Source organism: Pseudoalteromonas sp. NH0006-26 (assembly GCF_057552415.1).
The window spans coordinates 365,562-379,611 of the sequence record NZ_BAAJMJ010000002.1 but is presented as its reverse complement, the minus strand read 5'-3'; the positions used below and the strand labels follow the sequence as shown (position 1 = coordinate 379,611).

9 protein-coding genes are annotated in these 14,050 nt (G+C 41.1%); 6 read left to right on the top strand and 3 right to left on the bottom strand.

Annotation, left to right across the window (positions count from 1 at the left end; genetic code table 11):
• Positions 1-356 precede the first annotated feature (356 nt).
• The 3 genes from AC27JR_RS04420 to nadC form a co-directional block, all read right to left on the bottom strand.
• Entirely contained in the window at positions 357-1,586 is a 1,230-nt protein-coding gene (locus AC27JR_RS04420) for a type II secretion system F family protein (RefSeq protein WP_487172896.1), read from the bottom strand.
• Between the two features lie 69 nt (positions 1,587-1,655).
• On the bottom strand, positions 1,656-2,102 hold the full coding sequence (locus AC27JR_RS04415) for a pilin (RefSeq protein ID WP_487172895.1): 447 nt from the start codon (positions 2,100-2,102) through the stop codon (positions 1,656-1,658).
• 510 nt (positions 2,103-2,612) lie between these two features.
• Positions 2,613-3,458, bottom strand: a complete 846-nt coding sequence (gene nadC / locus AC27JR_RS04410) for a carboxylating nicotinate-nucleotide diphosphorylase (RefSeq protein ID WP_487172894.1) — start codon at positions 3,456-3,458, stop codon at positions 2,613-2,615.
• Between the two features lie 260 nt (positions 3,459-3,718).
• On the opposite strand from nadC, the gene ampD reads away from it, so the two are divergent.
• The 6 genes from ampD to lpdA all read left to right on the top strand — a co-directional run bounded on the left by ampD (position 3,719) and on the right by lpdA (position 14,029).
• Positions 3,719-4,264: a 1,6-anhydro-N-acetylmuramyl-L-alanine amidase AmpD gene (ampD, locus tag AC27JR_RS04405; protein ID WP_487172893.1), complete on the top strand. Its 546-nt coding sequence runs from the start codon at positions 3,719-3,721 to the stop codon at positions 4,262-4,264.
• Between the two features lie 287 nt (positions 4,265-4,551).
• Positions 4,552-5,403, top strand: a complete 852-nt coding sequence (ampE, locus tag AC27JR_RS04400; protein WP_487172892.1) for a beta-lactamase regulator AmpE — start codon at positions 4,552-4,554, stop codon at positions 5,401-5,403.
• A 1,608-nt stretch (positions 5,404-7,011) separates the two neighbouring features.
• Entirely contained in the window at positions 7,012-7,761 is a 750-nt protein-coding gene (gene pdhR / locus AC27JR_RS04395) for a pyruvate dehydrogenase complex transcriptional repressor PdhR (protein WP_076920086.1), read from the top strand.
• 83 nt (positions 7,762-7,844) lie between these two features.
• Complete coding sequence (gene aceE / locus AC27JR_RS04390; RefSeq protein WP_008466442.1) at positions 7,845-10,511, top strand: pyruvate dehydrogenase (acetyl-transferring), homodimeric type; 2,667 nt, start codon at positions 7,845-7,847, stop codon at positions 10,509-10,511.
• Positions 10,512-10,521: 10 nt separating this feature from the next.
• Positions 10,522-12,438, top strand: a complete 1,917-nt coding sequence (aceF, locus tag AC27JR_RS04385) for a pyruvate dehydrogenase complex dihydrolipoyllysine-residue acetyltransferase (protein WP_487172891.1) — start codon at positions 10,522-10,524, stop codon at positions 12,436-12,438.
• Between the two features lie 163 nt (positions 12,439-12,601).
• Positions 12,602-14,029 (top strand): dihydrolipoyl dehydrogenase, encoded by a 1,428-nt coding sequence (gene lpdA, locus AC27JR_RS04380; protein WP_131691702.1) that lies wholly within the window; start codon positions 12,602-12,604, stop codon positions 14,027-14,029.
• The last annotated feature ends 21 nt before the right edge of the window (positions 14,030-14,050 follow it).

Here is a 14,050-nt window from a genome sequence, read left to right as displayed (position 1 = left end):
ACAGAGTAATCTCTTGCTAAACGCTGACAGCTAAAACCTAATAACAGCTCTTTTGCCTCAGTGGTGAATAAATCACTAAAAAACTATACGCCCAAAGAGAAGACAATGAGGTTAAATGAGAAGACAAGGTATTAGCTGTCAGATTTTAGGCTCTTTACCCGTTGCCCGTAACCTTTAACCAAACACTTGTGCGGCGTAAAGCGCCGCTTGCAAAACTATTTTGAACCACAGGGAGCGCTGAGGCGCTTCGCGCTACACAGAGGGAAAACCATTGATTGTCACTTTCTCTGTGTTCTCTGAACCTCTGTGGTAAATAAATCACTTAAAACACGCGATATGAAATCGCTGCTACATGATTAAATAACTGAACCTAGCTGGAAGATAGGTAAGTACATGGCCACTATTAATCCACCCACTAATACACCGAGTACAGACATTATTAATGGCTCTAATAGGCTAGATAATCCATCTACGGCGTCATCCACTTCTTGCTCATAAATGGTAGCCACTTTTGCCAGCATGCCATCAAGCGATCCTGACTCTTCACCAATGGCGACCATTTGTACTACCATATCAGGAAATATTTTAGAGTTGCGCATTGCCCAGTTCATTTGGTTTCCTGAGCTGACCTCGGCTTTAATTTCTAAAATAGCATAGCGGTAAACCGCATTACCGGAGGCACCAGCAGCAGAGTCAAGCGCATCTACTAGCGGCACACCGGCAGCAAAGGTGGTCGATAAAGTCCGCGCATAACGCGCCACGGCTGCTTTATTAAGTATCATGCCTATAATCGGCAGTTTAAGTATTGCTCGGTCTGTGGCATCCCTAAGTGCTAAACTTCTTAAATGCGCTTCTTTAAATATATAGCCAAATGCCATTACCGCTATTAGCGCCATCCACCAGTACTCTTGCATAAATTCAGAAATGGCGATTACAAATAAGGTAAAAGCAGGTAGCTCTGCGCCAAAGCCGTTAAAAATATCCTGAAATTGCGGTACTACAAAAATAAGCAAAATAGAGGTTACAATCAGCGCGACTACCAATACCGCAATCGGGTAAAACATGGCTTTTTTAATTTTTGATTTTAGCGCTTCTGATTTTTCTTTATAAAGGGCAACGCGGTCAAATATTTTATCCAATGCGCCCGATTGCTCGCCCGATGCAACTAAGTCGCAATATAAATCATCAAAATAACGAGGGTGCTTTCTCAGTGCTGTTGATAAGGGCTGGCCAGCTCTTACTTCATCGCCAATGGTTTCCATCAGCTTACTTACACTTTTATTAGTGGAGCCAGAGCCTATCATTTCAATTGATTGAATCAGCGGCACACCCGCCATGAGCATAGTAGCGATTTGCCTGGTTACTAAGGCAATATCTTTAGGAGTGATTTTTTGTACGCTTTGCAAACCAAACAAAGGCTTAGCTTTACGTTTTACTTTTGAGGGGGTAATGCCTTGTTTACGAAGTTGAGCTTTAACTAAAGCGATGCTTGAGCCGGTAAGTTCTCCCTCGAGTTTTTTGCCGCGAGCGCTCACACCAATCCACTGGAAGGTGTCTAAGCCTTTATCTTCTTGTTTTTTAGCCATTACCTTGTTACCACCTACAAATTAAAAAGGTAGCATATAGCTACCTTTATACAGTTAAACTTTAAAAGTTTATAATGGGGCAGCGGCAACTGTTGTACAAGTTGCAGGCGCTAACTTATCTTCTACAGTTGTTGTACATGCCCAAGTACCAGCTGCAGCTCTCGCTAAAGTGATAGTGCCTCCCTCTACAGTCCCTGAACCAGTCATAGTACAGGCAATAGAACCTGCGCCTGCTACTGGCGCTCCTATCACAAATGCAGTACAGCGAGATGTTGGTGCTGTTAATCCTAAATTTGCGGCAGTGTAAAAGCCAGCATCACGGCCTTCTGAAACAGCTACATCGTAGGCGCTACGCGCACCTGAGATTTCAGCAAGAGAAGAGGCAACCTGTGCTTTTTGTGTATAATCCTGATAAGCAGGCAGTGCCACTGCTGCTAAAATACCGATGATTGCTACTACAATCATTAATTCAATTAGGGTGAAACCCTTTTGGTTCTGTTGTGTCATTGTTTGCATGTTTCCTCTCCTAAAGGATAATGTTGTGGTAAGCCAAACGGGTATAAGTTTTTAAACTATAACTTATGTGTTTACTTAACCTGTTACTACAAAAATAAAATCATTTTGCCAAATTTAGTGCTGCGCTTGGGCGGTAAGATATTTGCCGCAAATACACCACGCTATATGGCGACTACGTACTAACTTGACCCTTATTTGAGTATAAGCCTAACTATTAAAAGTTAGTTATAATCCCCGTAAGTTACAAGTTAATAGTGAAATAAATGTTTTCATTTATCTCAAGTTTGTACGCTTTTGTATTTTCTCATTCTTTTAAACTAATTTAATGCTAAAAACTAGTTACTCGGTATGAGTCTAACACTGTTTATTGCGCTTTTGTATGTAAAAAACTGATAAAAAGCGCATTAATTTAATAACTTGTTATAAATAATCCTTTTGAATTATTTAATGCCCTTTTTTAAAGGCTGTCAATCAATTAGCGCGGGAATATATAAATAAATTTTACATTATTTACTCAAATCGCATCGATAAATCGATAGATTGTAAATTTTTTGTAAGCGCGCCGCTTGAAATAAAGTCAACCCCAGCTTGCGAGTATGCTTTTAGCGTTTCTAAAGTCATATTGCCTGATACTTCTAATTTAGCGCGCTTATTTGTAATGCTAACCGCTTGGCGTATTTGCTCTGGGTTAAAATTATCTAACATTATAATATCGGCGCCTGCGTTAATGGCTTGCTCTAACTCAGCAAAGGATTCAACTTCAACCTCTATAGGTTTATCGGCATGATTTAGCTTAGCTTGAGCTACTGCGTTATTAATTCCTCCGCAGGCTGCTATATGGTTTTCTTTAATTAAAAACGCATCAAACAAACCAATTCGGTGGTTTGCACCGCCACCACACTTAACTGCGTATTTTTGCAATGCTCTTAGCCCTGGAATGGTTTTACGGGTATCGAGTAGTTGTGTATTAGTACCGCTTAGCTCTTTTACATAGTGCGCTGTGGTGGTGGCTGTACCAGAAAGCGTTTGAACAAAATTAAGTGCAGTACGCTCTGCAGTTAAAATAGCGCGAGCAGAACCGGATGCACTAAACAGGGTGCTATTGGCACTAACAAAGTCGCCGTCGTTCACGCATATAGTTACAACCACACTTGGGTCGACTTGCTTGAACACTTCAATGATTAGGTCTTTACCACAAAAAATGCAGTCTTCACGGGTGATCACTTTCGCATTGGCTTGCTCTGCTTGAGGAATAAGCTGTGCGGTAATATCGCCTTGTTCTGCGCTTTGGTAATTTAGGTCTTCATCTAGCGCTAAGGTAACAAGTTGGCTAATTAGGGTATGCGAAATAGACATGAAAAAGCTCATAGTAGATAATTAATTAACTAAATTTTACTCTGTTTAATTACTAAATAGAAGCAGCTAACAACTAAACTAAAAAGCTAGCGCTTAATTAACGCGTTAATCATATTTTATCGTTTAGTATTACGCTATCTTTATAGAGTTAAATCTATTAGCATCTTGATATACATCAATTTTGGTTGATTAACCTGAGCGCTGCGAACTACGGGAAACGGGCTATGGGCAGCGGGCTACATAAGTTTTAAATAAATAGTATGAAAATAGATTCTTTAGGCGTTATAAATAATATTAGCCAGCGGGCGTGTAGCCACTTTGACGAGCGACCTGCTCACTGCGATATTTCGCTGTTGGTTATTCATAATATTTCATTACCCGCAGGGCAATTTAACACTCCGTACGTTGATGACTTATTTATGGGGAATATTGATTGCAATGCGCACCCTAGTTTTAGTGATTTAGCAGGGCTTAGAGTGTCTGCACATTGTTTTATTAAGCGCTGTGGTGAAATTATACAGTATGTGCCTTTTGAAAAACGTGCATGGCATGCGGGGCGCTCCTGCTTTGCTGGGCAACAAAATTGTAATGATTTTAGTATAGGTATAGAGCTTGAAGGCACAGATACAATTAACTATACCGATGCGCAATATCAAAGTTTAGCTGCATTGGCGCAGACTATTATGCAGCGCTATCCAAAAATAATAGCCAGTAATATAGTTGGGCATTGCGATATAGCCCCTGGGCGAAAAACCGACCCTGGGGTTAGTTTTAACTGGCGTAAGTTTTTTAACCTAATTAAATAACTAGGGTCTGTTGACCTTTCAAGGTTAAATTTGCAGCAGTCTGTTTGGTATTTAGGCAAGGCAGCGCCTATGTGGTGTGGTTATTCCCCATAAATAGGCGATAACGTAGCATCAATGCCAAACAGGCGCTGCCCTTCGGGTTCTGCCTAGGGACGATTTACTCTTTGTTGCTCGGTTTTGACTTAGCCCACTAGGTTACAAACCTCGCGCCGCGATTAAATCGCCCCTAGTTTGAACAAATTATAATCCGCAAAGGTCAACAGACCCTAAATTAAGCGAGTAACAACATGATTTTGGTTTCAATAATAATAGCACTGATACTTGAGCGTTTAGGTGCTCGCTCTGCGCATTGGCAAATAAGCCATTATGCCAATGGCTACTTAAATCGCAGTGTTAATTTATTAACTAATAAAGGTTTATTTGGCACGGCTACCGGGTTTTTAATTTGGTTATTACTGCCAGTGATTGCCGTTGGGTGTGTGTATTTTTTATCTGACTTTGCATTGTGGCAGCTTGTTTTTAATGTAGCGGTGTTATTGGTGTGCTTTGGCTGTGCTAAACAGCGTGCTTTGTATAAGTCGTATTTAAATGCACTGACTCGAGGGGATCAAACCGCAGCTACTTTATATGCTTTGCAATTGGGACAAAAGCGCACAGAAGAGCAGCAGGGCGGAGAAACCGTTGGGCAAACATTAGCTTGGGTTAATTTCCGGTTTTATTGCGCGGTTATATTTTGGTTTGTGGTATTGGGGGTTGCTGGTGCTGTTTTTTATGCATTAGTACGTACCTTTGCAGACTTAGTCAGTGATAACCGCGATGAAGTGATTGCCAAACACTTTAAGCTCATTCACCGTTTGTTGTTTTGGTTAGACTGGCTACCAGCGCGTATTACTAGTTTTGGTTATTTAGTGATTGGCAACTTTAACAAAGGCACGAGTTGTTGGCTGCGCTACGTGTTTGATTTTTCAAGCCCTAACCGTAAGGTGGTTACTTATACTGCATTGGCCGCCGAGCAAGTTGAAGAGCGCTACTACGGCTGCACCTTTGAAGCTACCTGTATGATCAAACTGGTTAAGCGCAATGTACTTTTTTACTTAGTATTAATTGCCTTAATGACTTTATTTGGCGGTTTAAGTTAAAGACTAGGGGTTAGGTCATAGGTATTAGGTGTTAGGTAGAAATTAAGCCAAGCACCTTGTTTAGTTTGGTGTTGGCGGGCTGCGCGAGCAACGGGGGGCGGGCTAAAACCTCTTTACCCCCATCCTCTCTTTGTGTAATAGTTTTTTAAGTAATTTATTTACCACAGAGAATGCTGAGTACACAGAGGAAGTGACAATCAATGGTTTTTTCTCTGTGTAGCGCGAAGCTCCTCTGTGCCCTCTGTGGTTCAAAAAATAAATATTAGATCTCTGGCTTTAGGTTCTAGGCACTAGGGGTTACTTCATTTTGGCTTCTCATTTATCCCTATTATCTTCTCTTTGTGTAATAGTTTTTAAGTAATTTATTTACCACAGAGAATGCTGAGTACACAGAGTAAGTGATAATCAATGGTTTTTCCCTCTGTGGAGCGCGAAGCGCCTCTGTGCCCTCTGTGGTTCAAAAAATAAATATTAGATCTCTGGCTTTAGGTTCTAGGCACTAGGGGTTACTTTATTTTGGCTTCTCATTTACCCTCATTATCTTCTCTTTGTGTAATAGCTTTTAAGTAATTTATTTACCACAGAGAATGCTGAGTACAAAGAGGAAGTGACAATCAATGGTTTTTTCTCTGTGTAGCGCGAAGCGCCTCTGTGCCCTCTGTGGTTCATCTGGATTTAGGTTCTCGGCACTAGGGGTTACTTCATTTTGGCTTCTCATTTACCCCCATTATCTTCTCTTTGTGTAATAGCTTTTAAGTAATTTATTTACCACAGAGAATGCAGAGCACACAGAGAAAGTGACAATAAATGGTTTTTTCTCTGTGTAGCGCGAAGCGCCTCTGCGTTCTCTGTGGTTCAAAAAATAAATATTAGATCTCTGGCTTTAGGCACTAGGGGTTACTTCACTTTGGCTTCTCATTTACCCCCATTATCTTCTCTTTGAGTAATAGTGTTTAAGTAATTTATTTACCACAGAGAATGCTGAGTACACAGAGAAAGTGACAATCAATGGTTGTTCCCTCTGTGGTTCAGAAATAAATATATTTGGTGTTAGGTTTTGGTAGAAACTAAGCGCCGTGTTTAGCTTAGTGTGGGCGGGCTGCGAGCAACGGGAAACGGGCTTAAAACCTTTAACTTCTAACCTAAAACCTCCTCTAAAAGCGCAGCGTCTCTTAATCTCTGTGGTGAATAAATCACTTAAAATATATTTGCACAAAGAGCAAAGAATGAGTGAAAATGAGCAAAAAAACACAGCCTTTCTTTGCTTTTTTATAAATAAATTACTAATTGTGTTTTAATTAATACCAAGCATTATTTTGGCGAACCCCGAACCCCGAACCCCGAAAATTAAAACTAGCTGGTCTGACCATTTGTTTTTGATCTTATTAACCTTTCTTTATTCTCTGCTATCTGTGTATTATTTGAACTTTGTTTAAATTACGTTACGCTGGCCTTAGAGCTTTAAAAGTACTGTAAATTGACAGTAATTACGGTTTTTGATAACGTATGGCAAAATTTGGTATGACCAATTTACCTTTTGGTCAGGTCATTCAGTTAAAAGCCTTATTTAATGGGCTGCTAGCACTTATACAACGCGGACGTTGATTGATGTCTTTAAAAATTAAAGCGGCAAAATTATCTGATGTTATTTTACAACAACTTGAGAACATGATTCTTGAGGGGTCGTTAGCACCAGGAGAAAAGTTACCACCGGAGCGTGAACTCGCTAAGCAATTTGAAGTGTCGCGTCCGTCGTTGCGTGAAGCCATTCAAAAGCTTGAGGCAAAAGGGCTTGTAACCCGTCGTCAAGGTGGTGGAACGTATGTAAAAAATCAATTGGAAGAGGGGCTGACTGATCCGTTATTTGATTTGATCAGTAAACACCCCGAATCGCAATTTGATTTATTAGAATTTCGTCATGCGCTAGAGGGAATTGCGGCTTATTACGCAGCACTTCGCGGAACAAGCAACGATTTTGCAAAAGTAAAACAGAGCTTTGATCAGATTGCATTAGCTAAAGATGAATTAAAGCAAAAAGCCAAAGCGATTAATGACTTTCATTTTTGCATCGCAGAGGCGTCTCATAACGTAGTGTTACTGCATTTAGTAAGAGGGATGAGAAGCTTACTTGAGCAGAATGTTTTACAAAATTTAACAGTGTTACTTAAAAAGTCAGATATAAGCAGCCAATTAGCCGAACACAGGCGTTTATTAATGGATGCAGTGATTGACGGTAATCCTGAACAAGCTCGCTTAGCGAGTAATGCGCATTTAGCCTATATTGAAGAAGCATTGCTTGAAGCGGGTAAAGAGCATTCGCGAATTGAACGTAGTTTAAGACGCACCAAACAAAATTAAGCAAGTACATTCACTGTTAACTTGATTCAACAGTGAAGTATTCAATACATACATTAGTATTTTAAACATAAGGAAACCTCCATATGTCTGAAGTCAATAAAATTGACGTAGACGCGCTAGAAACACAAGAGTGGTTACAAGCTCTTGAATCGGTTGTGCGCGAAGAAGGTGTTGAACGAGCTCAGTTTTTACTTGAGCAAGTGTTAGAGCAAGCCCGTTTAGACGGTGTTGATATGCCAACAGGCATTAACACAAACTACGTTAATACGATTCCGGTTGACCAAGAACCAGCCTATCCAGGTGATGTAAATCTTGAGCGCCGTATTCGTTCAATTATTCGCTGGAACGCGATTATGATTGTATTGCGTGCATCGAAAAAAGATCTCGACTTAGGCGGCCATATGGCGTCTTACCAATCGTCTGCTGCATTTTATGAGGTGTGTTTTAACCACTTCTTTAAAGCGCCAAATGATGTTGATGGCGGCGATTTAGTATATTACCAAGGTCATATTTCTCCGGGCATTTATGCGCGTGCATTTGTTGAGGGGCGGTTAAGCGCCGAACAACTTGATAATTTCCGTCAGGAAGTAGATGGCAATGGCCTACCTTCTTACCCTCACCCTAAATTAATGCCTGAGTTTTGGCAGTTCCCAACGGTATCTATGGGTTTAGGTCCAATTTCTTCAATTTACCAAGCGCGTTTCTTAAAGTACTTAGATGGTCGTGGCTTAAAAGACACTAAAAACCAACGTGTATACGCGTTCTTAGGTGATGGTGAAATGGATGAGCCAGAATCACGTGGTGCTATCTCTTTTGCTGCGCGTGAGAAACTAGATAACCTATGTTACTTAATTAACTGTAATCTACAGCGCTTAGATGGCCCTGTAATGGGTAATGGTAAAATCATTCAAGAGCTAGAAGGGCTATTTAAAGGCGCTGGCTGGAATGTTATTAAACTTGTTTGGGGTAGCGGTTGGGATATTCTGCTTGCTAAAGACACCACAGGTAAATTACTACAGTTAATGAACGAAACTGTTGATGGTGATTACCAAACATATAAAGCAAAAGATGGCGCGTACGTACGTGAACATTTCTTTGGTCGTTACCCAGAAACAGCGGCACTTGTTGCTGATATGACCGATGACGAAATTTTTGCGCTTAAGCGTGGTGGTCATGAATCGTCAAAACTTTATGCTGCATTCAAAAAAGCAGAAGAGACTAAAGACCGTCCAACAGTGATCCTTGCTAAAACAGTAAAAGGTTACGGTATGGGTGAAGCGGCTGAAGGTAAAAACATTGCGCACCAAGTTAAGAAAATGGATATGTCGCATGTGGCTCACTTACGCTCACGTTTAGGCTTAGATGATTTAGTATCTGAAGAGCAATTAAAAGAGCTGCCTTACTTAGAGCTTGAAAAAGATTCTCCAGAGTACAAGTACCTACATGCTCGTCGTGATGCGTTACAAGGTTACACGCCAACACGTATCGCTAAGTTCTCTGAAAAATTACAGTTGCCAGAAGTTGACGCATTCAAGCCGTTACTTGAAGAGCAAAAACGTGATATTTCAACCACTATGGGCTTTGTACGTGCACTTAATATCTTATTAAAAGATAAAGGCATTGGTAAAAACATTGTGCCAATTATTGCCGATGAAGCACGTACTTTTGGTATGGAAGGTTTATTCCGTCAAATCGGTATTTACAACCCACACGGCCAAAATTACACCCCTCAAGACCGTGATATTGTTTCTTACTACAAAGAAGCAACCTCAGGACAAGTACTACAAGAAGGTATTAACGAGCTAGGTGCAATGTCGTCATGGGTTGCTGCTGCAACATCTTACAGCACCAACGACTTACCGATGATCCCATTCTACATTTACTACTCTATGTTTGGTTTCCAACGTGTTGGTGACATGGCATGGATGGCAGGGGATCAACAAGCACGTGGTTTCTTATTAGGTGCTACAGCAGGTCGTACAACGCTAAATGGCGAAGGCTTACAGCATGAAGATGGCCACAGCCACATTCTTGCAAACACGGTACCTAACTGTATTTCTTACGATCCTACTTATGCATTTGAAGTAGCGGTTATTGTGCAAGACGGTATTCGTCGTATGTACGGTGAAGATCAAGAAAACATTTACTACTACCTAACGCTAATGAACGAAAACTACCATCAGCCAGCAATGCCAGAAGGCGCTGAAGAAGGTATTCGTAAAGGTATCTACAAGCTAGAAAGCTACGAAGGCAAAAAAGCCAATGTACAGCTATTAAGCTCAGGTACTATCATGACTGAAGTGCGTAAAGCGGCGACAATTTTAAGCGAAGAGTTTGGTATTGCGTCTGATGTTTACTCAGTAACATCATTCAATGAACTTACCCGTGATGGACAAGACGTTGAGCGTTTCAACATGCTTAATCCAGAAAGCGAGCAAAAAACGCCGTACATTACTAGCGTATTAAACGACTCAGTAACCGTTGCTGCAACGGATTACATGAAAAACTACGCAGAACAAGCGCGTTCATTTATCCCAAGCAGTAACTACAAAGTATTGGGTACAGATGGTTACGGTCGTTCTGACAGCCGTGAAAATCTACGTCGTCACTTTGAAGTTAACGCAAGCTACGTGGTAGTTGCGACATTATCTGAACTTGCTAAACGTGGTGAAGTTGAAAAGTCAGTGGTTGTTGAAGCAATTAAAAAGTTCAACATCGACACGAACAAACTAAATCCACTGTACGCATAAGAGGTTTGCAATGAGTATTGAAATTAAAGTACCTGATATCGGTGGCGATGAAGTAGAAGTAACCGAAATACTAGTTAGCGTTGGCGATAAAGTTGAAGTTGACCAATCACTGTTAAGTGTTGAAGGCGATAAAGCTGCGATGGAAGTACCTGCTGAACAAGCTGGTACGGTAAAAGAAATTAAAGTAAATGTGGGCGATACAGTAACCACAGGGACTTTAGCATTCATATTTGAAGGTGAAGCGCAAGACTCTGGTGCTGACTCTAAAGAAGCTGAAAAAACCGAGGAAGCAGCACCTGCTGCATCATCGGCTTCATCAACCAAAGAAGTCACAGTGCCAGATATTGGCGATGACGAAGTTGAAGTGACTGAAGTGATGGTTGCGGTTGGCGATAGCGTAGAAGAAGAGCAATCTATCTTAAACGTTGAAGGCGACAAAGCGGCAATGGAAGTACCAGCACCCTTTGCCGGTACAGTAAAAGAAATTAAAGTAAATACTGGTGACAAAGTGAAAACGGGTTCATTAGTATTTGTTTTTGAAGTGTCAGGTGGTGATAACCAAAGTGCTCCTGCAGCTGATTCAAAAGCACAAGAGAAGCCTGCTGAACAAACATCGGCATCAAGCACTAAAGAAGTTAGCGTGCCTGATATTGGTGATGACGAAGTTGAAGTAACAGAAGTGATGGTTGCGGTTGGCGATAGCGTAGAAGAAGAGCAATCTATCTTAAACGTTGAAGGCGACAAAGCAGCTATGGAAGTACCGGCGCCGTTTGCAGGTACTGTTAAAGAGATTAAAGTAGCGACTGGCGATAAAGTTAAAACTGGCTCATTGATTTTTGTATTTGAAGTGGCGGGTAGTGCACCAGCTGCAGCACCTGCAGAAAAATCAGCACCAGCGCCTAAAACAGAATCTAAGCCGGCAGCTCAGACTGAGTCAAAACCAGCAGCATCATCTGCTAAAGCAAGCTCTGAAAGCTTTGAAAACAATAGCGCTTATGCACATGCATCGCCAGTGGTTCGCCGTTTAGCACGTGAGTTTGGTATTAACCTTGCCAACGTTAAAGGCACGGGCCGTAAAAACCGTGTTGTTAAAGAAGACGTGCAAAACTATGTTAAGCAACTGGTTAAGCAAGTTGAATCTGGTCAAGTACCTGCAGCTAAAGGCAATGCCGGTGGCGGTGAGCTTGGTTTAATTCCATGGCCAAAAGTTGATTTTGCTAAGTTTGGTGAAATTGAAGAGAAAAAACTCTCTCGTATTCAAAAGCTGTCAGGTAAAAACCTACATCGTAACTGGGTGCAAATCCCACATGTTACTCAGTTTGATGAAGCGGATATCACGAGTCTTGAGCAATTCCGTAAAGAGCAAAATGCCCTTAACGAGAAGAAAAAGCTAGGTGTTAAAATTACGCCACTCGTGTTTGTAATGAAAGCAGCAGCTAAAGCGCTTGCTGAGTTCCCTACATTTAACTCATCGCTTTCTGAGGATGGCGAAAGTTTAATCCTTAAAAAGTACATTAACATTGGTGTCGCGGTTGATACCCCGAATGGCTTAGTTGTACCAGTGTTTAAAGATGTTGATAAAAAAGGCATTATTGAACTATCTCGTGAACTAATGGAAGTGTCTGTTAAAGCGCGTGATGGCAAGTTAAGTTCATCAGATATGCAAGGTGGTTGTTTTACTATTTCAAGCCTAGGTGGCATTGGCGGTACGGCATTTACGCCGATTGTGAATGCGCCTGAGGTGGCAATTTTAGGTGTGTCAAAATCTGAAATGAAGCCTAAGTGGAATGGTAAAGAGTTTGAACCTAAGCTAATGGTTCCACTTTCAATGTCTTACGACCATAGAGTGATTGACGGTGCACTTGCTGCACGCTTTACTGTTACTCTTGCAAGTTACATGAGTGATATACGTCAGTTAGTGATGTAATTACTACAGAGTGAATAAAATCAAATCCCAGCCAGTTGTTTTTAGCTGGGATTTTTATCATTTGCAATGATACAATATTTGCACAAATGCCCTTTTCTGCCTTGCAGAAACATGGCAGTTAAATTTTGGGGCTGTGTCCCGTTCAAACAATAAAGGTAATAGCATGAGCAACGAATTAAAAACTCAAGTTGTTGTACTAGGCGGTGGTCCTGGTGGTTACTCTGCGGCTTTTCGCGCTGCTGACTTGGGCTTAGAAGTTACACTAGTAGAATCTCGCGAGACATTAGGCGGTGTATGTCTTAATGTTGGTTGTATTCCTTCTAAAGCACTTTTACACGTAGCTAAAGTGATTGATGATGCTGCAGAAATGTCATCTCACGGCGTTACTTTTGGCGCACCAAAAATTGACTTAGATGAAGTTCGTTCTTGGAAAGAGTCTGTTGTTGGCCAACTTACTAGTGGCTTAGACGGCATGGCTAAAATGCGCAAAGTAAAAGTGGTATCTGGTTACGGTAAATTTACTGGTAGCAACACTTTAGATGTTGAAGGCGCTGACGGTAAAACAACCATTACCTTTGATAACGCAATTATTGCTGCGGGTTCTAAACCTGTAAACTTACCTTTCATCCCAGAAGATGATCGCGTTATTGATTCAACGGGCGCGTTAGAGCTTAAAGATGTTCCTGAAAAGCTACTCGTTTTAGGTGGTGGTATTATCGGTCTAGAAATGGGTACGGTTTACCGCGCACTAGGTTCTGCAATTGATGTTGTAGAATTTGCAGACCAACTTGTTCCTGCTGCTGATAAAGACATCATGAAAGTTTACCAAAAGCATGTTAAAGATAAATTTAACGTGATGCTTTCAACTAAAGTAACTGGCGTTGAGGCAAAAGACGACGGTTTATATGTTACGTTTGAAGGCAAAAATGCGCCAGCAGAACCAGTACGTTACGACAAAGTACTTGTTGCTGTAGGTCGTACACCAAATGGTAACTTATTAGACGCTGACAAAGCGGGTGTAAATGTTGATGAGCGTGGCTTTATCAACGTTGATAAGCAACTTAAAACAAACGTAGATCATATCTATGCAATTGGTGACTTAATTGGCCAGCCTATGCTTGCGCATAAAGCGGTTCATGAAGGCCATGTTGCTGCTGAAGTTATCTCTGGTAAAAAACATTACTTTGATCCTAAGTGTATTCCTTCGGTCGCTTACACTGACCCAGAAATTGCTTGGGCAGGTGTAACTGAAAAAGAAGCGAAAGAGCAAGGTTTAAGCATCGAAACAGCTGTATTCCCTTGGGCTGCATCGGGTCGAGCTATTGCTTCTTCACGTACTGAAGGTTCTACTAAGCTTATTTTTGATAAAGAAAGCGGCCGTATTATCGGTGGTGCTATGATTGGTATTAACGCAGGCGAAATGCTGGGTGAAATCGGTCTAGGTATTGAAATGGGTGCAGATGGTGAAGACCTAGCGCTTACAATTCATGCTCACCCAACATTGAACGAATCAATCGGCCTTGCTGCTGAAATTTTTGAAGGTTCAATCACTGATTTACCAAACAAAAAAGCAGTTAAAAAGAAGAAGTAATTTCTTTTAGTTAATCGCGAT